Here is a 20,014-nt window from a genome sequence, read left to right on the forward strand (position 1 = left end):
ATAACGCACAAACCGCCGATTGAGGATCGTCACATGCTGAAGGCCTGGTTCAACCCGTCCCACATTGCCGCCGGTTTTATCGCCGTGCTGGTGGGGTACACCAGCTCGGCGGTGATCATCTTTCAGGCCGCCGCGGCCGCCGGCGCCTCACCGGACCAGATCAGCTCATGGTTGTGGGCATTGGGCATCGGCATGGCGGTTACCAGCATCGGCCTCTCGCTGCGCTTTCGCGCCCCGGTGCTGATCGCCTGGAGCACCCCGGGCGGTGCACTACTGGCAACCGGGCTGCCCGGATTCAGCCTGAACGAGGCCATTGGGGTGTTTCTGTTCAATGCCGCACTGATCACTCTGTGCGGTCTGCTCGGCTGGTTCGATCGCATCATGCGACTGATTCCCGCGCCGCTGGCCGGCGCCATGCTGGCCGGCGTACTGCTGCCGTTCGGCCTCAACCTGTTCGGCGCGCTGCAGCAGCAAACCCTGCTGGTCGGACTGATGCTGGCCTGTTATCTGGCCGGTCGGCTGCTGTTCCCGCGGTACGTGATACCGGTCACCCTGCTGGTTGGGATACTGGTTGCCGCACTGGCTGGGCAATTGCACCTGGAACAGCTGGAGTGGTCGCTGGCTGAACCTGTCTGGACGACCCCGGCGCTGTCGGTTCCGGCATTGCTTGGGGTCGGCATCCCGCTGTTTATCGTCACCATGGCCTCGCAGAACGTGCCGGGCATGGCAGTACTGCGCGCCAACGGCTATCAGCTGCCCGCCTCGCCGCTGATGACCACCACCGGCATCACCGGCCTGCTGCTGGCGCCCTTTGGCGGCTACACCTTCAACCTGGCCGCGATCAGCGCGGCGATCTGTGCCGGCAAGGATGCCGATGCCGACCCGAGCCAGCGCTTTCGCGCCAGTGCCTGGGGTGGCTTTTTCTATCTGCTGACCGGATTGTTTGGCGCCACGGTCGCGAGCCTGTTCGCCGCCTTCCCGCAGGCACTGGTGATGGCGATTGCCGGTCTGGCGTTGCTGGGCACCATCGGCAACGCGCTGGCTACCGCGCTGCACGATGATCAGCAACGCGAGGCAGCCTTTCTGACCTTTCTGGTGACCGCATCAGGGCTGGCGCTATGGGGCATCGGCAGTGCCTTCTGGGGGTTGCTGCTGGGCCTGCTGGTGCTGCGGCTGCCACGCCGTCAAGGTTGAGCAGGACGCTGGCAAACCCCGCGGTGAATCTCGCTGGTCAGAGTTTCGATACGCTGACTCAGCTGATGAACGGTCTCGGTCAGGCGGGTGTTTTGCTCGAGTAACAGCAGCAGTTGCTCGGTCTGCTCGGCGGCGTGGGCGGCGCGCTGCTCACTGGCCTCGGCAAGCGCCTCACGGTGCAGTGCATCAGCCTGCGCCGATGCCTTGTCACGGTCTGCCTGACGGGTCTGCGCCAGCAGGATCAGGGGCGCCGCGTAGGCCGCCTGCAAACTGAACGCCAGGTTCAGCAGAATAAACGGGTAGCGGTCAAAACTGACCAGATCGGAAACGTTGATGGTGATCCACAGCGCGACGATCAGGGTCTGCGCGATCAGAAACACCGGAGTACCGAAAAAGCGGGCAAAGGCTTCGGCACGCAGGGCAAACCAGCCATCACCGAATACCGAGTCCAGATGCATGTTCGGTCGGTGAAAGCGAAAGTGATGTGTGCCGGGCACTGCGCCTGCCGCGGCGGATTCGGTTTTGCCTTGCTTGGGCGTGGTCATCGGCTGACTCCTTGGCCAACGGGATACAAGCACTATAGTGCGCAGAGGATGATCTGTTCAGGGTCAATCCACAGGGTTATCGATTCGCCAAGCCCCGGCACAGACGGATCATCAACCAGTGAGGCCACGAGCAGTACACCACCGGGCAGCTCTGCCTCCAGCGCCAGCTGATCGCCAACCTGCACCCGTCCCACTACCGTAGCGGTCAGTCGGTTACCAGACATCACGTCGCTCGCCAGCTTTACCCAGGGCGCCTTGATCAGTGCAAATACCTCCGCACCCTCGCACAATCCAAGCCGTTCACCGCTGTTACGCGTGATCACCGCAGTTAGCGCATGGCCACCATCGAGGGTCAACTCCACCCGCGTGCTCAATCCGTCCGGGCGCAGCGCGGCAACCCGGGCAAACAGCTGATTGCGCGCGCTGGTACGCAGGCGCAGCCGGTTCATCACCTGCAGGTAGGGATCGAGGCTGTCGTCTTCGCTGAGCCGTTGCAGGAAAGCCGCGTGCTCCTGCTGATAGCGCCGAAACGCCGCGACCAACTGTTCGCCAGCCCCGGTCAGCCGCGTGCCACCGCCGCCACGTCCGCCAACCGAGCGCTCTACCAGCGGGCTGCCAGACGCCTTGTTCATCGCATCGACCGCGTCCCACGCCGTCTTGTAGCTCATGCCCGCCGCGCTGGCCGCCTTGCTGATAGAGCCGGTTTCGCTGATGCAGACCAACAGCTCGATGCGATCCTGCCCCGCCAGCGGGCGACCCTGATGGGAAAACCAGACCTGTCCTTCAAGTTTCATGACCTGCGACCCGTTGCCAAACGCTATATAACGAATAATATAACGGTCAGTCGCCGTCCACTGCCAAGGAGATTCCATGCGTCTGCCGCTGCTCATCACCGCCATCGCCTGCCTGAGCGTCAACCCGCTGGCGCTGGCCGACGAGGTGCAGGTCGCGGTCGCCGCCAACTTTACCGCGCCGATGCAGGAGATTGCCCAGGCATTCGAGCAGGACACCGGACACCGCGTCGTCGCCGCCTTCGGCTCAACCGGCCAACTGTACGCCCAGATCAGCCACGGCGCGCCGTTCGAGGTTTTCCTGGCTGCCGATGCTACGACGCCGGCGCGTATCGAGCAGGACGGCCTCGCGGTCACCGGTACGCGCTTCACCTACGCCACCGGCGCGCTGGTGCTGTGGTCGGCTGACGCCAGCCTGATCAGCGATGGCGAGCAACTGCTGCGCAGCGGTAGCTTCCAGCATCTGGCCATCGCCAACCCGAAAACCGCCCCGTATGGGCTGGCCGCCACGCAGGTCATGCAGCGGCTGGGGCTGAGCGCGGCGCTGGCAGACACACTGGTCGAGGGCCAGAGCATCGGCCAGACCTATCAATTTGTCGCCAGCGGCAACGCCGAGCTCGGCTTCGTCGCGCTCTCGCAGGTCTACCGCAACGGCGAGATCACAACTGGCTCAGCGTGGCAGCTACCGGCAGATCTTTATGAGCCGATCCATCAGGACGCCGTGCTGCTCGACAAGGGCGCCGACAACCCGGCGGCGGCAGCACTGCTGAGCTATCTCAAGAGCGAGCGCGCCGCAGCGATCATCCGCGGCTACGGCTACGGTCACTGAGCGTGAGCCTGCCGCTTGACGCCGCCGACCTCGCCGCCATCTGGCTGACGCTCAAGCTGGCGGCACTGACCACCGTGCTGTTACTGCTGGTCGGCACGCCGCTGGCCTGGTGGCTGGCGCATACCCGCTCACGACTCAAGGGGCCGATCGGCGCGCTGGTTGCCCTGCCGCTGGTGCTGCCGCCGACGGTGATCGGCTTTTATCTGCTGGTCGCCATGGGGCCGAACGGTCCACTTGGCGCACTGACCCGACAACTGGGCCTCGGCACCCTCGCCTTCAGCTTCAGCGGACTGGTGATCGGCTCGGTGTGCTACTCCATGCCCTTTGTGGTGCAACCGATTCAGAACGCCTTTGAAGCCATCGGCAAGCGCCCGCTCGAAGTGGCAGCAACCCTGGGTGCCAGCCCGCTGGACCGTTTTTTCACCGTCGCCCTGCCGCTGGCCCGCCCCGGCATCATCACCGCAAGCGTGCTCGGCTTTGCCCACACCCTTGGCGAGTTCGGCGTAGTGCTGATGATTGGCGGCAACATCCCCGAGCGCACCCGGGTGGTCTCGGTACAGATCTTCAATCACGTCGAGGCGATGGACTATGCCAGTGCCCACTGGCTGGCCGGCGGGGTACTGGTGTGCTCGTTTCTGATTCTGCTGCTGCTCAACCGGCGCGGCCGTCCGAGCGTCATGCCGGGGACCCGCGCATGATTCGTCTGCAGCTGAAACAGCGGCTGGCCGACTTCACCCTCGATCTGGACCTGACGCTGCCCGGTCGCGGCGTCACCGCCATCGTCGGCCCCTCCGGCTCCGGCAAGACCACGCTGCTGCGCTGCATCGCCGGTCTGGAGCGGGCGGCCGAGGCGCGAATCGAGGTCAACGGCAACTGCTGGCAGGACAGCGAGCGCGCTGTCTGGCTGCCACCCCACCAGCGCGCACTCGGCTACGTCTTTCAGGAGGCCAGCCTGTTTCCACACCTCGATGTACAGGGCAACCTCGACTACGGTCGACGCCGCAGCCGCTCCCCGGCCAGCGATAGTCAGACAGCGCAGATCATCAAACTGCTGGGTATCGGCCACTTGCTCAAACGCGGCACCGCCAGCCTGTCCGGTGGCGAGCGCCAGCGCGTCGGTATTGCCCGGGCCCTGCTTGGCAGCCCTGGGCTGCTGCTGATGGACGAGCCGCTGACCGCCCTCGACCCGCAGCGCAAGGCCGAGATCCTGCCGTACCTGGAGCGCTTGCACGCCGAGCTGGACATTCCGCTGCTGTATGTCAGTCACGCGCCGGACGAAGTCGCCAGACTGGCCGACCATCTGGTGCTGCTGAACAACGGTCGGATGCAGGCCAGCGGCCCGCTGCAGGCGCTGCTGCCCCGTCTGGATCTGCCATTGGCACACAGCGACGACGCTCGCGTCGTGCTTGAAGGCGTGGTCAGCGGCTACCGCTCAGCCTATCAGCTGCTCAGCCTGCGGCTGGCGGGGGATGAGCACTTGCATGTTATCCATGGCGAACTGCCGCCGGGGACGCGGGTGCGGGTAGCGGTGCAGGCTCGGGACGTCAGTCTGGTGCTGGAGCAACCGCAGCACAGCAGCATGCTTAACCGCTTGCCGGCAACGGTTTGCGCCGTCGAAACCATTGCCGATGCTGCCCAGGTACTCGTCAGGCTGGATGTTCAGGGTCAGCCCCTGCTGGCCAGGGTAACGCGCTTCTCCGCTGACCAGCTGGAGTTGCACCCGGGCCAGACGCTGTGGGCTCAAATCAAGGCGGTCGCGCTGCTCAGTCAGGCTGCCGGCCCGCCGTCGTCTCGCTTTGCGACAACCATTGCAGCATCAGCCCCCGATCAATAAGACGAATGCCGCGTCGCCGTGCAGCGGCGCGCGCGGGCGTACCGATTCGTCCGCCACAGACCAGGATCACAGCCTCGGCATCCACCCGGTCGGCGCGGTCGACGGCTCGCTCCAGTTGCCCGGGCTCCAGCACGGGATCGCGCCAATGCTCGGTGACCAATAGCACTTTCTGCTCCTGTCGCTGCAGCAGCAGATCGCTACCCGAGATGGAACCAATCACCGGCTCATATCCCTCGGTCTCCAGGGTCAGTTCAATCAGATCACGCATTTCCTGCCAGCTGAGCTGCTCCAGCAGCGAGTCAGCCGCCCGTTCCTGTCGCAGCCGATCCAGCCGCCGCCGCCAGGACACCCGGTTGAACAGGTCAGCGACGCCGGCACACAGCAATGCCAGCGGCAGCAACACCTGACCGACCAGCGCAAAGCTGTGCAGCAAGGTAGCCGAGCCATCACCGATACGGCTGGAAGGAAGCGCCCACTGGGCGATGGCCCGCAGCCCGAGCCAGCAAAATGCGGCCAGCAGCAGGTAGAGCCACCACGGCACGAGGTGACGGACCAGCACGGCCTGTTCGAGGGGAGTACTACTTTGACGACGAGGCATCCCTGACTCCTGAAAGATGGCTCCATGCCACCAGACCATAACGATAGCCGCTGCCGGCGACCCGGTAAAGAATCAGCTGCGCTGGGCGAGAATTGCGTCCAGCAGACCGGGGAAGCGCGCGTCCAGATCGGACCGGCGCAGCGAATTCATGTGAGTCGTGCCGACACTCTTGGTCATGACCAGCCCGGCATCGCGCAACACACGAAAATGATGCGACATGCTCGACTTCGGTCGACCGCCATCAAGCTCGCCACAGCTGGCTTCACTGACTTCGGCCAGACGCTGGACAATTTCCAGTCGCACCGGATCGCTCAGGGCGTAGAGCACACGCTCGAGAATCAGATCGCTGGCAGGGGGGTGTTTGAACGGTCGCATGGACAAAGATCATACACAGAGGTTTACTTCCGATCCATAGTTCCAATATTATCGAACTATTGAATCAAGCCGTATTCCAATCCTGCTGCCGGAGGTTATCCATGTCAGCCCTGTTTCAACCCTTCACTCTCAAGGACGTATCCCTGCGCAACCGCATCGCGGTCCCGCCAATGTGTCAGTACTCGGCCAACGACGGCCTGATCAATGAGTGGCATGTCGCCAACTACACCAGTCAGGCCCGTGGCGGCGCCGGTCTGGTGATCGTCGAGGCCACCGCCGTCTCACCGGAAGGCCGCATCACCCCCGGCTGCGCCGGTATCTGGAACGACCAGCTGGCCGAAGCGTTCGTCCCGGTGGTGCGCGGCATCAAGGCCAATGGCGCGGTGCCGGGCATCCAGATTGCCCACGCCGGGCGCAAGGCCAGCGCCAACCGCCCCTGGGAAGGTGACGACCATATCCCCAATGACGCGGCCAACGGCTGGCAGACCATCGCCCCCTCGGCCATCCCCTTCGGCGCGCACCTGCCGAAAGTTCCCGAAGCAATGACCCTGCAGGACATCGAGCGGGTCAAGGCCGATTTCGTTGCGGCCGCACGCCGCGCCCTGGCAGTCGGCTTCGAGTGGCTGGAGTTGCACTTCGCCCACGGCTATCTGGCCCAGAGCTTCTTTTCACCGCACGCCAACCAGCGCACCGACGCCTACGGCGGCAGCGCCGATAACCGTGGCCGCTTCCTGCTGGAGACCCTGGCCGCCGTGCGTGAGGTCTGGCCGGAGCATCTGCCGCTGACCATCCGCTTTGGGGTCATCGAGTTCGACGGCAATGACGAGCAGACCATGACCGAGTCGATCGACCTCACCCGTCGCTTCAAGGCCGCCGGCATGGACATGATGAGCGTCAGCATGGGCTTTAATATCCCGACCGCCAAAATCCCCTGGGCTCCGGCGTTCATGGGTCCGATTGCCAAGCGCGTGCGTGATGAAGCCGGCGTGCCGGTCTCCTCAGCCTGGGGCTTTGGCGAGCCGCATATCGCCGAGAAGGCGGTAGAGGATGGCCAACTGGATCTGGTCATGGTCGGCAAGGCTCATCTGGCCAACCCGCACTGGTCCTACCACGCCGCCCGCGAGCTGAAAGTGGAGCGCCCATCCTGGGTCATGCCGGCGCCGTACGCCCACTGGCTGGAACGCTACCAGGCAAACGCTGATTAATTCCCCCTCACCCCTTGCGCGCGCCGCTCCGGCGCGCTGCAATGGCAGCCAACCAATCAGATCATCGGCTGAGGGCAACATGCAGGAAGACAGCTATTACTACGAACCCGCAAAGGGCCACGGCCTGGCACACGACCCGTTCAACGCCATCGTTGGCCCCCGCCCGATCGGCTGGATCAGCAGCCGCAGCAGCGACGGTATCCTGAACCTCGCTCCCTACAGTTTTTTCAATGCGTTCAATTACATACCGCCGATCATCGGCTTTGCCAGCATCGGCCATAAGGACAGCCTGAGCAATATCGAGCAGACCGGCGAGTTTGTCTGGAATCTGGCCACCCTGCCGCTGGCCGAGGCGATGAATCAAAGCTGCGCCGCGGTGGCGCCCGAGGTCGACGAATTTGCCCTGGCGGGCCTGACCGCGGTGCCGTCACGCCAGATCGACGTGCCAAGGGTGGGCGAAAGCCCGGTCTCCTTCGAATGCCGCAAGACCCAGATCATCCAGCTGCAAAGCGCGGCGGGCGATGCACTCAATACCTGGCTGGTGCTCGGCGAGGTGATTGGCGTCCACATCGACCGCCGCCTGCTGGTCGACGGTGTCTACCAGACCGCTGCCGCCGAGCCGATTCTGCGCGGCGGTGGCCCGGCCGATTACTTCCGCGTCGAGGCGGGCGCGCTGTTTCGCATGCACCGCCCCGGCTGAACTCACCCCAGCATGAACACTGGCGCCAGCAGCACGCCCAGCAGTGGCAAGCCCAGCGCCAACCTTGGCGCATAGGGCAACAGCAGTAACAGAACCAGGCCGCACAGCGACAGCATGCCCAGCCAGCCGACCAGCGCCATGCTGGCTGGCCAGATCTGCAGACTCAGCAGCAGCGCCAGCAACAGCAGCAACACGCCCAGCGGGCGGCACCACGCTCGCAAACTCAGCGGCGCCGCTGCAGCCAGTTGCTTCCAGTGCCGCTCCGTGCCCAGACACAGCGCCAGCATGCCGGCATAGCTGGAGCTCAGCGCCAGACACAACAGGCTGGCGTTCATGACTGCACCTCCGCCATCGCCGCAGGCGCTCGTCGCGCAGCCCGAACCGTTGCCGTCGGCCGCGTTGACACTTTCCACGCCGCCAGCGCCAGCAAGGCTCCGAGCCCAAGCCCGGTCAGATCAACCCCCAGTCGAATGCGGTCAGGAACGGCAAGCGCGGTTAGCAGATCCAGCAGTGGCAAGCCCAGCAGCAGCACCGCACTCGCTGCCAGTTGTTCCAGCCAGCCACGCAACGGCGCGCGCAGCCGTGCATGCAGCAGTGCTGCCAACCAGGCGCCGAAGAATACCCGCAACTCCCAGCCCTCACGCTCGGCCAGATCCGCCGGCAACAGGCGGTTGGCCCACAGCAGCGCCACGCAGGCCAGCATCAGTCCACCCACGCAGGCCAGATTGAGCCACTCCACCTGACGCAGCCAGACGCCCTGTGCCGCAGACTGCCGTCGCCGCTTGACGGTATACAGCACCAGCCCACTAGCGATCATGGCGCTGCTGACCAGACCACAGATGAAATACAGCCAGCGCATGGGGTAACCGCCAAACTGGGCAAAATGCAGCCCCGCCATCACCTTTTGCACCAGCAGGCTGGTGCGGGTCGGCGGCGGCGCGCGCAGCAGCTCGCCGGTGATCGCATTGAAGGCCAGCGCCTCGCCCTTGGTCAGCTCCAGACGACTGCCAAGCAGCGGCCGCACTTCGACCCGCGCATTGACACGGCCCGGCTGAGCGACCGACAGCGAAGACAGCATGCCGGCACCGTAATGGGCTTCGCCCAGGGTGATGAAGTGGTCAAGCGGCAGCATGGCTGCGCTCGCCGTCTGCACCTCACGCGATGGCCGACCTCCCTCACCCCTGCGCGCGCCCTGTTGCTGCTGGGCGTCCGGGCGCAGTTCACGCAACAACGCATCGCGGTCACCGCCGTACAGCGCATCGGTTGCGGCCGGCATGTAGATCAGGAAGAAGATCACCAGACCGGTGTAGGTAATCATCAGATGGAACGGCAACAGCAGAACGGCGCTGGCGTTGTGGCCATCCAGCCAGCTGCGCTGGCCCTTGACCGGGCGGAAGGTAAAGAAGTCCTTAAAGATTTTCTTATGGATGATGATACCGCTGATAATCGCCACAAGCATCGCCATCGCAGCAAACCCGACTACCCAGATACCGAGAAAGCGCGGCATATGCAGGGTGTAATGGAAACGGAAAAAGAAACTGCCTCCTGCGGTCTCTCGCGGCGTTATCTGCTCGCCGCTCTCGGCGTCGATCAGCGTGCGCTGGCCACGCCGCTGTTCACCCGCCGAGACGCTCAGCGAGGGATCGCGCGCCGTCGGCAGGCCGATATTCCAGGCACTCGCATCGCGCTGGTTGGCTGCCAGCCAGCGCTGGGCCACCTGTACGGCGCTGGCCTGGTCGACCTGCCGGTCCTGCAGCTCCGGCTGCATCCACCAGGTCAGCTCCCGATCAAACACCGCCAGGGTGCCGGTCAGAAAGATCGCAAACAGCAGCCAGCCGAGCACCAGGCCGGCCCAGGTGTGCAACGCAGACATCGACTGGGTCAATGAGGGTTGGCGACTCATCCCTGCACTCCTCCCAACCACTGCGGGCCAAAGCCGATCAGCAGCAATAACAGCGTCACCGGCAGCGCCCACAACGCATTGCGCAGCGGACGCGCGAAGACCCAGAGTACAAAGCCGCTGTAGACCGCAAACGACAGCAAGGTCGCGCCGATCAGTGCATCGACCCGCTCCAGCGGCAGCAACCGTGCCAGCGCCGCAGTAAAGCCATAGGTGAACAGATATCCACCGGCAACGGCCAGCACTATACGGCCAAGGGTGCTCGGCCAGACCACCGAGGTCTTGGAAACCGGATTACTCATCCAACACGCTCCAGCGGGCGCATGCCCGCAAATAAAACGCAGCCCACCGGCTGACCAGGTTCAGCGAGCGGGCTGCCAAAACCACTGACTGTCAGATCAGAAGTCGACCGTCATGCCCACCGTCAACCGGCGGCCATCGAGCACCACACCGTAGCTGTCGTTGGTCACTTCCTTGTTGGCGACGTTGTAGAGGCCGGCCTTGACGTTGACGTTGTCGGTCAGGCGATAGCCCGCGCCGATATCGACAAAACCGGACCCGGGCGTGCCGTCCGACATGCTGGTGCGGCCCATGTAATCGGAGGTTTTGCTGCGATAGTTACCCTGCAGCCATGCGTTCAGGCGCGCATTGACGTCCCATTCCAGCAGGCCGTTGAGCATATGGCGCGGCTGCCGGTTCAGCGGCTCGCCCTTGAACTCGCCGGACTTCTGCTCGGAACGGGTAAATGTGTAGCTGCTGGAGAGGTTCCAGTTCGGCTGGAAGCGGTAGTCGAGCGTCAGCTCGACGCCCTGCATAACGGCCTCGGAGATGTTCTTGCGGGTGCTGAGGAAGTAGTAATTGTTACCGCCAAACCCGCAGGTCCAGGTCGCCGGATCACCGCGATCACCGTTCGGGCTTTCGCAAAACCGATCCTCGGCAATCTTGTCCTTGTACTGGGTATGGAACAGCATGGCGCTGGTATTGAGCCCCAGCGCAGCGTTGTCGTAGACGTAACCGATCTCGTAGTTGGTGCTGGTTTCCGGCTTCAGGTCCGGATTGCCGATGATCAGTGCACGGGGATGCGGGGCCGGCGAGCCGCCACCGCCGGTACCACGACCGAAGCCCTCGGTGGCATCGGACAGAGTCGGCTGACGGTAACCGGTAGACACCCCCCCCTTGATCACCCACTCCGGGTTCAGCCGGTAGACGCCGTAGAGCCGTGGCGACAGCTCGCCGCCGAACAACTCGTCGTCGTTGTAGCGCAGTCCGGTGGTAACAGACAGATCGTCGGTGAGCGCCCAGTCCACCTCAGTGTAAAGCGCCGCAATCCAGCGATCGACGCTTTTTACCGCTCCCGGAATGTTGGAGGTCAGCAGGCCGTTGGTTTCATCAACAAACTCCTCCTGCTTGTATTGCCCGCCGAAGGTCACCACGTGATCACCCCAAAAGTAGCTTGCCTGGGTATTGAGCAGGCTGACCTCCTCCTGCTTGGTGCTGCCGGTACCCGGCTTGTCGGACACATCGTGCTGCAGGAAGCTGTTGATGATCAGGTCGCCATAATTGCCATCATGGCTGAAGACATAGACGTCCTTTTCATAGCGATAGGTCGACGGATCAGCGTCCGCAGCGATGCTCTTGCCCGGCGTGTGGGTATATTTCAGCTCGGATGCGGTGTAGCCGAGGCTGAAGCGATTCTGCTCGTTGGGCGTCAGGTAGAACTCGGCGCCACCCTGTTTGCGGGTACTCTCCGGCATGCTGGCGGCGGAATCGCCGCCACCGATGTAATCGCTCTCGTCGGTGCCGACATAGGTGCCGGTGAACTGCGCACCGAGCAGGCCCTGAATGATCGGGCCGGCCAGATAGAAATCAGCCTGCTGCGAGTCGCTGCTGATATCGTTCATGGCGCCGGTGTACTCGGTCGAGATGCTGCCGGCCCATTCGTCACCGCCGCGGCGGGTGATGATATTGATCACCCCGCCCATGGCTTCGGAGCCGTAGAGCGAGGACATCGGCCCGCGGATCACCTCGATCCGCTCGATCATCGAGATCGGCGGCAGGCCGATCTGCTTGCCGCCATCGGCCCCGTTGGTGTTGACCATGCGGCCGGCGGAAATCGGCCTGCCATCGACCAGATACAGCGTGTAGGAGTCATCCATGCCGCGAATGCTGATGTCCTGCATATTGCCGCCGCCGGTGACAAACACGCCGGGAATGTTGCGCACCGCATCGGTGACGTCGGAGTAGGACTGCTTTTCCAGTTGCTCGCGGGTAATGACCGAGATGCTGGCAGGCGCATCGGCGATGTTCTGCTCGTAGCCTGCGGCGGTCACCACGGTAATGGGCTGCAGCTCGACCATTTCGTCGCTTGTCGTATCCTCGGCTATCGCATTGACCGGCAGGCCCAACGCAGCGGTCGCCACCGCCAGAGCCAGTTGCTGGCGCTTGAACATTCCCATGCACTTCACTCCCCTATGACAGAATTCAGCAGACAGTCACCGAGCTATTCCCTGCGCTGCGACCCCGCGAGAGAGGACGGCAGAGCTCGATTCGCGACAAATGCTAATCATTCCTATTTGAGAGTAAAGCGCATTTACAAACTATACAGCTTGCAGCTGAATGCACACACGCAGGCCGGGCTCACCATTCTCAGCCCAGATATGTCCCTGCTGCAGGTTGATCTGACGCTGCGCGATGGCAAGCCCAAGACCAAAACCGTCGCCATCCGGCCGGGCCTTGTTCAGTCGGGCAAAGGGTCGAAAGATAACCTGTAAATCCGCCTCGGCCACGCCAGGCCCCTGATCGGCAAGGCACAGGGTCCAGCAGCCTTCGGCCTGCTCGGCACTGAAACAGACCCGCCCCTGCGGCGGTGAGTGGCGAATGGCATTGCGCAACACGTTTTCCAGCGCCTGCGCCAGCGCGTTCAGATTACCCAGCACATGGCAGCCCTGCGGCAAGGCGGTCACGATTCCCTCCGGCTGCCAGCCCGACTCGAACAGGGCGTCCTCGCGCAATACATCCCACAGCGCATTGACATCAACCGCCTCGCAATCCAGCCGCCCGGGCACGCTGTCGAGCCAGGCCAGCTCCAGCGTGCTGTCGACCAGCTCGCGCATGTTGCCGACTTCGCGCTCCAGTCTGTTACGCAGTTCGGGCAACGGCAGCTCGGTTTCGGCTGCCACACCCAGCCGACTCAGAGGGGTGCGCAACTCATGGGAAAGGTCCCGCATCAGTTGGCGCTGCTGGGCGACAGACTGGCGCAGGCGCAGGGTCAGAAACTCCAGCGAGCGCCCCAGCTCACCGAGTTCGTCGCGACGCCTTGCCAGCGATGCCGGCAGCAGACTTTGCAAGGGATCGGCACGCATCGCGTTGGCCTGTCGACGCAAGCGCTCGAGCGGCGAGATAAGCAGCCAGTAAAGCAACACGCAGAACAATACCGCGAGCAACCCGGGCACCACGTACAGCAGCATCAGATTGAGCAGCGCGCGCTGCCCCCAGGGCGCCAGTGCCTCAGGCAAACGCAGAACCAGGTAATGAGACTGATCCGGCAGCGGCACCCGGATAGTCGGCCGACCATCGCCGCGGCGGCTCATAAGCCCATCATAGTCACGGACAAAGCCGAGCATGCGCCGCTGCCGCTCGGTCAGTGCCTGCCCTGCCAGCGGTCGTCGATCCTCGTCCACCAGCGCCAGCAACTCCGGCGACACCTCAGTGCGTTGCCTGCGCCAGCGCTCCAGCGCGTCAGGGCCCTCGGCCAGCGCCTGCGCGGCCTCGGCGGCATAGCCCTGCAGGGTACTGAGCGCCCGGTCCGGCAGAAAGGACAGATAACGATCAATACGTGCGCTCAGGTAATGGGTCGCGCTGATCAGACTCAGACAGAATCCGGCCACCAGAATCACCAGCGGCCAGAACAGAGACCACCGTCCGGGCGTCAAGAGACCTGCCAGCTGAGCAGGTAACCCCGCCCCCAGACCGACTCCAGCCGCAGGTTGTGGATCCCGGCCCGGGCCAGCTTGCGACGCAGGTTGCTGATGTGCATGTCCAATACCCGGTCATGTCGGGCGTAGCCGCGGCGCAGCACTTGCTGGTACAGGAAGGCCTTGGTCAGCACCTCATCCATCTGTTCGTACAATACCTGCAGCAATCGAAACTCGGTCGGTGTGACACTCAACCAGCAATCCCCGCAACGCACGCGCATGGCAGGCTCATCAAACGCCACCAGATCGTCGTTGGCTGCCGGCGGCACAACGCAGTCGCGCTCCCGCTCGTAGGCCACCCGACGCAGGATGGCAGCGATCCGCACCTGCAACTCGCGGGTACTGAACGGCTTGGGCAGATAGTCATCGGCACCACCGTCAAACCCGGCAATACGGTGCCCTTCATCACCCTGGGCAGACATCATCAGTACCGGTGTGACGCGCTGGCACCGCAGACGCCTGAGCAGTTCCATACCGTCAATGCCGGGCAGCATCACATCCAGCAGGATCAGGTCGTAGGCTACTCGCTGCGCCAGGATCAGGCCGCTGTCGCCATCGGCAGCAACGGTGATGACGAAACCCGCGCGCTCAAGCGACGTTTTCAGATGGAGACCCAGAACCGGGTCGTCCTCGATAGCCAGAATGTGGGGTTGAAATGCTTGCACGGCGCGCCTCGTTACAAACGATAATTGTTTGCACCTGTAAAAATACTGCATCAGGGCACTGCAAAGCAAACGACCTTCGGTCGGCGCGGCCCTGTCGCCGCGTCGACGCAACCGCTACAATGCGCGGCTTTGCGCCGCCCCTCGCGGCTGCCCTTTCAGTCCGCTTCTTTGCTCAGCCAGGATTCTCCCGTGATCGCCACCGCCAACATCACCATGCAGTTTGGTCCCAAGCCGCTGTTCGAAAACGTTTCCGTCAAGTTCGGCAACGGCAACCGCTACGGCCTGATCGGTGCCAACGGCTGCGGCAAGTCGACCTTCATGAAGATCCTTGGCGGCGAGCTGGAACCCTCCGGCGGCCAGGTCATGCTCGAACAGAACGTGCGTCTGGGTAAGCTGCGCCAGAACCAGTTTGCCTATGAAGAGTTCAGCGTGATCGACACCGTGATCATGGGTCACGAGGAGCTGTGGAAGGTCAAGGCCGAGCGCGACCGCATCTACTCGCTGCCGGAAATGAGCGAAGAAGACGGGATGAAAGTCGGCGAACTGGAGGGCGAGTTCGCGGAAATGGACGGCTACACCGCCGAATCCCGGGCCGGTGAACTGCTGCTCGGTCTCGGCATTCCGCTGGAACAGCACTTCGGCCCGATGAGCGAAGTCGCCCCCGGCTGGAAGCTGCGTGTGCTGCTGGCCCAGGCGCTGTTCTCCGATCCGGATGTGCTGCTGCTGGACGAACCGACCAACCACCTGGATATCAACACCATCCGCTGGCTGGAAGACGTACTCAAGGCGCGTACCAGCACCATGATCATCATTTCCCACGACCGTCACTTCCTGAACTCGGTCTGCACCCATATGGCCGACCTGGATTACGGCGAACTGCGCCTGTTCCCCGGCAACTACGACGAGTACATGACCGCCGCCACCCAGGCGCGCGAGCGTCTGCTGTCGGACAACGCCAAGAAGAAAGCGCAGATCGCCGAGTTGCAGACCTTTGTCAGCCGCTTCTCGGCCAACGCCTCCAAGGCCAAGCAGGCCACCAGCCGCGCCAAGCAGATCGACAAGATCCAGCTGGAAGAGGTCAAACCCTCCAGCCGCGTCAGCCCGTTTATCCGCTTCGAGCAGTTCAAGAAGCTGCACCGCCAGGCGGTCACCCTGCAGAACGTCAGCCAGGGCTACGACGGCGAAGTGCTGTTCAAGGGTCTGAACCTGCAGATCGAAGCGGGCGAGCGGGTGGCCATCATCGGCCCGAACGGGATCGGCAAGACCACCCTGCTGCGCACCCTGGTCGGCGAGATGGCACCCATGGCCGGTGAAGTGAAATGGGCCGAAAGCGCCGACATCGGCTACTTCGCGCAGGATCACGCCGACGACTTCAAGGACGACTGCACCCTGTTCGAATGGATGGCACAGTGGACCCAGGGTGGCGAGCAGCTGGTCCGCGGCACCCTCGGCCGCATGCTGTTCTCCAACGACGAGATAGGCAAATCGGTCAAGGTGATTTCCGGGGGCGAACAGGGCCGCATGCTGTTCGGCAAGCTGATCCTCGGCAAGGCCAACGTCATGCTGATGGACGAGCCGACCAACCACCTCGACATGGAATCGATCGAAGCGCTCAACCTGGCGCTGGAGAACTACCCGGGCACGCTAATCTTCGTCAGCCACGACCGTGAGTTCGTCAGCTCGCTGGCCACCCGCATCATCGAGCTGTCGGAAAATGGCGTGACCGACTTCTCCGGCAGCTACGACGACTACCTGCGCAGTCAGGGCGTGCTGGTCTGATCTGACGGTTCGCCGTCAGGGCGATACAAAGGGCAATAGCGCCAAAAGGCTGCCGTCGAACACCAGCCAGTCGAGCCAGACCAGCTGGTGCAGGGCAACAATCAGCCAGAACAGAACCTGAAAGGACGCCTTGCGGGTCTTGTGGCGAAACAGCTGCTGGGCCACGAGCGCGCCTGGCCAGCCGCCCAGCAGCGCAGAGAGATGCAGAGTCTTTTCCGGCGTGCGCCAGCGCCCCGTCTCGGCACTGCGTTTATCGAGCCAATACTGAACAAAGCTGATAACGCTGATCACCCCATACGCCAGCAGCCACCAGGGCTGCCCCTGCTCCAGCCAGCATTGCAGAGTGCCGACCAGTGGCAGTACGCAGAGCAGCGCCAGCACCACCAGCTTGGCACCCCGATTATGTACCCGGTGCCGGTGTCGCCCGGCACGGCGCGCGGCCCCGCGGGCCGGAGTCGGCGTCGGCGTGCTGCGCTCGCGCGGCTTGCGGCGAATGGCCGGACGGTCCAGCGCCAGCCCCTCACCACGCATGTGCTCGGCCCGTCGTCGCCCCTGTTCGTCGGCGACCGCCACAAAGCGCACCGCCATACCGGTCACCGGCCTGGCGTCACCGCGCATGACCGAAATATGGGCAAACACCCGCTCACTGCCGTCATCGGGCTGAATGAAACCGAAGCCCTTGGCGTCGTTCCAGTTGACCAGCTTGCCGCCCTGCTCCATCCACATGCCTCCCGCGTCTCTGCGCCGGAGTATAGCCCGCCCTCAGACGCGCCGGGCAGCCATGCCGGCAATCTGCCACAACCGCGCCAGATCAGCGGCCCGCTCACTCAGCTGCGGGCCCGCCTCTGCCATGGCCTGCTCAAGACTGAGCGGTCCCGGTGCCAGACTGAAGGCCGCGCCGATGCCTTCGGCATAGAGGCGCTGATAGCCTTCACCGAGGCTGCCAGCCAGGGCAATGACCGGCACACCGGCAGCCCTGGCCAGACGCGCCACGCCAACAGGTGTCTTGCCGTGCAGGCTCTGGCCATCAAGCCGACCCTCACCGGTAATCACCAGATCGGCACCCTGCAGGGCCTCGGCCAGCCCGGCCAGCTCCGCCACCAGTTCAATACCGGGGCGAAAGCCCGCCTTGAGTACCGTGCGGGCTGCAAAACCGAGCCCGCCAGCAGCTCCAACGCCGGGCAGGTTGCGCAGATCCTCACCCAGAGTCGACGCCATAACATCGGCATAATGGCCCAGCGCGGCGTCCAGTTGGTCCACCTGCGCCGGACTCGCGCCCTTCTGCGGGCCAAATACCGCCGAGGCGCCACGTGGCCCACAGAGCGGATTGTCGACATCGGCGGCAACCAGCACTTCAACCTGCGCCAGCCGGGTATCCAGTCCGGTCAGGTCGATATGGCGCAGCCGCGCCAGCGCCGCGCCGCCCGGGGGCAGATCCCCACCATCGGCATCCAGCAGGCGCAGCCCAAGCGCGCACAGCAAACCGGCACCGCCATCGTTGGTTGCGCTGCCGCCGAGGCCCAGCACGATGCGCCGCACCCCGGCATCAAGCGCCGCGCGGATCAGCTCGCCGGTGCCGAAGCTGCTCGCCCTCAGCACATCGCGCCGCGCCGGCTCGACCAGATGCAGTCCGCTGGCCTCGGCCATTTCGATCACAGCCCGACGCCCCGGCAACAATCCCCAGTTGGCGGTTACCGGGTCACCCAGCGGGCCGCTGACCTCGGTCTGCTGGCGCTCGCCCCCGGTAGCGGCCAATACCGCATCTACCGTGCCCTCGCCGCCATCAGCCATCGGGCAGAGCAGCAGTTCAGCATCGGGACAAACCCGCGCCCAGCCCGCTGCTATGGCTTCAGCAACAGCGCGGGCACTCAGGCTTTCCTTGAAGGAATCAGGGGCGATAACCAGTTTCATCAGAGCAGTACCAGACTCAGCAACCAGACGGTAATGATCCCGGCGATGCCCTGCATCAGGGTGCCGAGGGTTTGCGCACGGTAGGCGGTGCCGACACTCATGCGGCTGAACTGGGTCACGACCCAGAAGAAGCTGTCGTTGGCGTGGGACACGGTCATCGCGCCGGCACCAATGGCCATGACGCAGAGCACCCGGCCCATCTCGCTATCCAGCCCCAGCTCCGGCAGCAGCGGTGCAACCAGCGCCGAGGTAGTCACCAGCGCCACGGTAGTTGAACCCTGCGCTGACTTCAGCGCGGCAGACACCACAAACGGCATGAACAGACCGATACCCAGCGCCGACAGGGTCGCCCCCAGATAGTCGCCTAGCGGCGTCACCTTGAGCATGGCGCCGAAGGCACCGCCGGCACCGGTGATCAGCAGGATCGGCGCCGACGCCTGAATGCCTTCAACGACGCGATCATGAAACTCCTGCCGTTTGTTGTCCGCGCGCAACAGGGTGCAGGCCAGCGCCAGGCCAACCGCGAGAGCGACCACCGGCTGACCGAGAAATGCCAGCAGCGTGTAGACGAAGCCCTCGCCCACCGGCTTGGCCGGCAGATTCGCCAGCGTACCCAGACAGATCAGGCCGATCGGCAGAAAGATCGGCGCAAAGGCCTTGCTCGCGCTCGGCAACACACCGTACTTGGCGCGGATCTGCGCGTAGTCTTCAGCGTCCATCACGTGGGTGCCGTTGTCTTCCAGCGGAATGTCCTTGCCGATGAACCGATTGGCCCACCACATCCCGGCAAAGGCAGTCACCAGCGACACCACCAGACCGACCAGAATCACCAGACCGAGATTGTTCTCCAGCCCGAGATTACCGGCTGCGGCTATCGGGCCGGGAGTCGGCGGCACAAAGGTGTGGGACGCGTAGAGGCCGGTTGCCAACGCCACACTCATGGCGATCACCGAGACCTTCATGCGCGCGGCCAGCGCATTCTTCAGCGAGTTAAGGATGACGTAGCCCGAATCACAGAACACCGGGATCGACACCAGATAGCCGATGATCGACATGGTCAGCGTCGGAAAACGCTCCCCCAGCAGCTTGATCACCGTCTCCGCCATGGTGATCGCCGCGCCGCTGCGCTCAAGGATCACACCGATAATGGTCCCCAGCACAATGACAATGCCGATATAGCCAAGAATGCCGCCAAAACCACCGGTGATCGTCTTGACGATCTCCATGGTCGGTACCTGATAGGCGAAACCGGCCAGCAGCGCCGCCGCCAGCAAGGCAAGAAAGGGGTGTAACTTGAGGCGCGATGTCGCCAGAACGATAAAGGCAATCAGGGCGACCAGAATCAGTACCAGACCCATGCTGAACTCCTTTTTATTGTGTTTGCCGCGATGGGCGGCGATGACTACCGCCATTGTCACCCAGCCCGCGGGACAAAAGCCTTATGCCCACGCACAACAATAGACGGGAATTGGCAACGCATTCTTGTTCGCTCGCCCAATAGCAATGAACCTGAAACTGGGTAGATCCGCTCTGGTTAGGGGCCCTAGAGCGTAAGGCGAGCATCCAGAGCAAACAGGACGCAGAGCGTCCTGACAAGCGCTCCCACGCGGGAGCGTAGGAGCGATCAGTACTTGGATGGTGAAGTGTGCACCCGGGGTTCGTCCCGTTTACGCGGTCGAGTAGCGCAGGTTTATCGGGAAAAAGAGTCATAAGC

The 20,014-nt window shown here is 63.7% G+C and carries 19 protein-coding genes and 1 pseudogene; 7 read left to right on the forward strand and 13 right to left on the reverse strand.

Annotation, left to right across the window (positions count from 1 at the left end; translation table 11 throughout):
- The first annotated feature begins 33 nt into the window (after positions 1–33).
- Positions 34–1,194, forward strand: coding sequence for a benzoate/H(+) symporter BenE family transporter (locus B7O88_RS10530; protein WP_088275832.1), 1,161 nt, complete (start codon positions 34–36; stop codon positions 1,192–1,194).
- Here B7O88_RS10530 and B7O88_RS10535 read toward each other — a convergent pair.
- Together B7O88_RS10535 and B7O88_RS17800 are read right to left on the reverse strand one after the other, a co-directional pair.
- On the reverse strand, positions 1,185–1,739 hold the full coding sequence (locus B7O88_RS10535) for a DUF1003 domain-containing protein (protein WP_088275833.1): 555 nt from the start codon (positions 1,737–1,739) through the stop codon (positions 1,185–1,187). The genes B7O88_RS10530 and B7O88_RS10535 overlap by 10 nt on opposite strands.
- A 32-nt stretch (positions 1,740–1,771) precedes the next feature.
- Complete coding sequence (locus B7O88_RS17800; protein ID WP_160003177.1) at positions 1,772–2,533, reverse strand: TOBE domain-containing protein; 762 nt, start codon at positions 2,531–2,533, stop codon at positions 1,772–1,774.
- 76 nt (positions 2,534–2,609) lie between these two features.
- Here B7O88_RS17800 and modA point away from each other — a divergent pair, with 76 nt between their 5' ends.
- The 3 genes and pseudogenes from modA to modC all read left to right on the forward strand — a co-directional run.
- Positions 2,610–3,359, forward strand: coding sequence for a molybdate ABC transporter substrate-binding protein (modA, locus tag B7O88_RS10550; protein WP_088275834.1), 750 nt, complete (start codon positions 2,610–2,612; stop codon positions 3,357–3,359).
- 2 nt (positions 3,360–3,361) lie between these two features.
- Positions 3,362–4,057: a molybdate ABC transporter permease subunit gene (gene modB / locus B7O88_RS10555; RefSeq protein ID WP_088275835.1), complete on the forward strand. Its 696-nt coding sequence runs from the start codon at positions 3,362–3,364 to the stop codon at positions 4,055–4,057.
- A pseudogene (modC, locus tag B7O88_RS10560) lies at positions 4,054–5,127 on the forward strand (molybdenum ABC transporter ATP-binding protein); the annotation flags it as partial. The gene modB and the pseudogene modC, both read left to right, overlap by 4 nt.
- On the opposite strand, the gene B7O88_RS18290 reads toward modC, so the two are convergent.
- The gene (locus tag B7O88_RS18290) at positions 5,123–5,830 is read right to left on the reverse strand and encodes a restriction endonuclease (protein WP_088275838.1); all 708 of its coding nucleotides are present in this window, start codon (positions 5,828–5,830) and stop codon (positions 5,123–5,125) included. The pseudogene modC and the gene B7O88_RS18290 overlap by 5 nt on opposite strands.
- Before the next feature lie 33 nt (positions 5,831–5,863).
- Entirely contained in the window at positions 5,864–6,166 is a 303-nt protein-coding gene (locus tag B7O88_RS10570) for an ArsR/SmtB family transcription factor (RefSeq protein WP_088275839.1), read from the reverse strand.
- Positions 6,167–6,267: 101 nt separating this feature from the next.
- Between B7O88_RS10570 and B7O88_RS10575 the strand changes: the two genes are divergently transcribed.
- Both B7O88_RS10575 and B7O88_RS10580 read left to right on the forward strand, forming a co-directional pair.
- Positions 6,268–7,371: an NADH:flavin oxidoreductase/NADH oxidase gene (locus tag B7O88_RS10575; protein WP_088275840.1), complete on the forward strand. Its 1,104-nt coding sequence runs from the start codon at positions 6,268–6,270 to the stop codon at positions 7,369–7,371.
- Between the two features lie 79 nt (positions 7,372–7,450).
- Positions 7,451–8,071 carry a flavin reductase family protein gene (locus B7O88_RS10580; RefSeq protein WP_088275841.1) on the forward strand — a complete coding sequence of 207 codons (621 nt, stop codon included), beginning with the start codon at positions 7,451–7,453 and terminating at the stop codon, positions 8,069–8,071.
- A gap of 2 nt (positions 8,072–8,073) precedes the next feature.
- Here the strand turns inward: B7O88_RS10580 and B7O88_RS10585 are convergent, their stop codons facing one another.
- From B7O88_RS10585 to B7O88_RS10610, 6 genes are all read right to left on the reverse strand, one after another.
- Positions 8,074–8,406, reverse strand: a complete 333-nt coding sequence (locus B7O88_RS10585; RefSeq protein ID WP_088275842.1) for a DUF3325 family protein — start codon at positions 8,404–8,406, stop codon at positions 8,074–8,076.
- Entirely contained in the window at positions 8,403–9,974 is a 1,572-nt protein-coding gene (locus B7O88_RS10590) for a PepSY-associated TM helix domain-containing protein (RefSeq protein WP_088275843.1), read from the reverse strand. The genes B7O88_RS10585 and B7O88_RS10590 overlap by 4 nt, the downstream gene beginning before the upstream one ends.
- The gene (locus B7O88_RS10595) at positions 9,971–10,273 is read right to left on the reverse strand and encodes an iron transporter (RefSeq protein WP_172409664.1); all 303 of its coding nucleotides are present in this window, start codon (positions 10,271–10,273) and stop codon (positions 9,971–9,973) included. Before B7O88_RS10595 ends, B7O88_RS10590 begins: the two co-directional genes overlap by 4 nt.
- A gap of 96 nt (positions 10,274–10,369) precedes the next feature.
- Positions 10,370–12,427, reverse strand: a complete 2,058-nt coding sequence (locus tag B7O88_RS10600; RefSeq protein WP_088275844.1) for a TonB-dependent receptor domain-containing protein — start codon at positions 12,425–12,427, stop codon at positions 10,370–10,372.
- Between the two features lie 141 nt (positions 12,428–12,568).
- Entirely contained in the window at positions 12,569–13,903 is a 1,335-nt protein-coding gene (locus tag B7O88_RS10605) for a sensor histidine kinase (protein WP_088275845.1), read from the reverse strand.
- Entirely contained in the window at positions 13,900–14,610 is a 711-nt protein-coding gene (locus tag B7O88_RS10610; RefSeq protein WP_235005771.1) for a response regulator transcription factor, read from the reverse strand. Before B7O88_RS10610 ends, B7O88_RS10605 begins: the two co-directional genes overlap by 4 nt.
- A gap of 189 nt (positions 14,611–14,799) precedes the next feature.
- Between B7O88_RS10610 and B7O88_RS10615 the strand changes: the two genes are divergently transcribed.
- Positions 14,800–16,389 (forward strand): ABC-F family ATPase, encoded by a 1,590-nt coding sequence (locus B7O88_RS10615; protein WP_088275847.1) that lies wholly within the window; start codon positions 14,800–14,802, stop codon positions 16,387–16,389.
- A 15-nt stretch (positions 16,390–16,404) separates the two neighbouring features.
- On the opposite strand, the gene B7O88_RS10620 is transcribed toward B7O88_RS10615, so the two are convergent.
- Genes B7O88_RS10620 through B7O88_RS10630 form a run of 3 tightly spaced genes read right to left on the reverse strand, consistent with a single transcriptional unit; the run spans position 16,405 to position 19,658 of the window.
- Positions 16,405–17,109 carry a DUF1294 domain-containing protein gene (locus B7O88_RS10620; RefSeq protein ID WP_088275848.1) on the reverse strand — a complete coding sequence of 235 codons (705 nt, stop codon included), beginning with the start codon at positions 17,107–17,109 and terminating at the stop codon, positions 16,405–16,407.
- Between the two features lie 42 nt (positions 17,110–17,151).
- Positions 17,152–18,300 (reverse strand): glycerate kinase, encoded by a 1,149-nt coding sequence (locus tag B7O88_RS10625; protein ID WP_088275850.1) that lies wholly within the window; start codon positions 18,298–18,300, stop codon positions 17,152–17,154.
- Positions 18,300–19,658: a GntP family permease gene (locus tag B7O88_RS10630; RefSeq protein ID WP_088275851.1), complete on the reverse strand. Its 1,359-nt coding sequence runs from the start codon at positions 19,656–19,658 to the stop codon at positions 18,300–18,302. The genes B7O88_RS10625 and B7O88_RS10630 overlap by 1 nt, the downstream gene beginning before the upstream one ends.
- Between the last annotated feature and the right edge of the window lie 356 nt (positions 19,659–20,014).

The organism is Halopseudomonas aestusnigri (assembly GCF_002197985.1).
In the GTDB taxonomy this organism is placed as follows: Bacteria; Pseudomonadota; Gammaproteobacteria; order Pseudomonadales; family Pseudomonadaceae; genus Halopseudomonas; species Halopseudomonas aestusnigri.

Coding starts and splice junctions, on each gene's coding strand:
- B7O88_RS10530 (WP_088275832.1), top strand. CDS start 34: ATGCTGAAGGCCTGGTTCAACCCGTCCCACATTGCCGCCGGTTTTATC.
- B7O88_RS10535 (WP_088275833.1), bottom strand. CDS start 1,739: ATGACCACGCCCAAGCAAGGCAAAACCGAATCCGCCGCGGCAGGCGCA.
- B7O88_RS17800 (WP_160003177.1), bottom strand. CDS start 2,533: ATGAAACTTGAAGGACAGGTCTGGTTTTCCCATCAGGGTCGCCCGCTG.
- modA (WP_088275834.1), top strand. CDS start 2,610: ATGCGTCTGCCGCTGCTCATCACCGCCATCGCCTGCCTGAGCGTCAAC.
- B7O88_RS18290 (WP_088275838.1), bottom strand. CDS start 5,830: ATGGTCTGGTGGCATGGAGCCATCTTTCAGGAGTCAGGGATGCCTCGT.
- B7O88_RS10570 (WP_088275839.1), bottom strand. CDS start 6,166: ATGCGACCGTTCAAACACCCCCCTGCCAGCGATCTGATTCTCGAGCGT.
- B7O88_RS10575 (WP_088275840.1), top strand. CDS start 6,268: ATGTCAGCCCTGTTTCAACCCTTCACTCTCAAGGACGTATCCCTGCGC.
- B7O88_RS10580 (WP_088275841.1), top strand. CDS start 7,451: ATGCAGGAAGACAGCTATTACTACGAACCCGCAAAGGGCCACGGCCTG.
- B7O88_RS10585 (WP_088275842.1), bottom strand. CDS start 8,406: ATGAACGCCAGCCTGTTGTGTCTGGCGCTGAGCTCCAGCTATGCCGGC.
- B7O88_RS10590 (WP_088275843.1), bottom strand. CDS start 9,974: ATGAGTCGCCAACCCTCATTGACCCAGTCGATGTCTGCGTTGCACACC.
- B7O88_RS10595 (WP_172409664.1), bottom strand. CDS start 10,273: ATGAGTAATCCGGTTTCCAAGACCTCGGTGGTCTGGCCGAGCACCCTT.
- B7O88_RS10600 (WP_088275844.1), bottom strand. CDS start 12,427: ATGGGAATGTTCAAGCGCCAGCAACTGGCTCTGGCGGTGGCGACCGCT.
- B7O88_RS10620 (WP_088275848.1), bottom strand. CDS start 17,109: ATGGAGCAGGGCGGCAAGCTGGTCAACTGGAACGACGCCAAGGGCTTC.
- B7O88_RS10625 (WP_088275850.1), bottom strand. CDS start 18,300: ATGAAACTGGTTATCGCCCCTGATTCCTTCAAGGAAAGCCTGAGTGCC.
- B7O88_RS10630 (WP_088275851.1), bottom strand. CDS start 19,658: ATGGGTCTGGTACTGATTCTGGTCGCCCTGATTGCCTTTATCGTTCTG.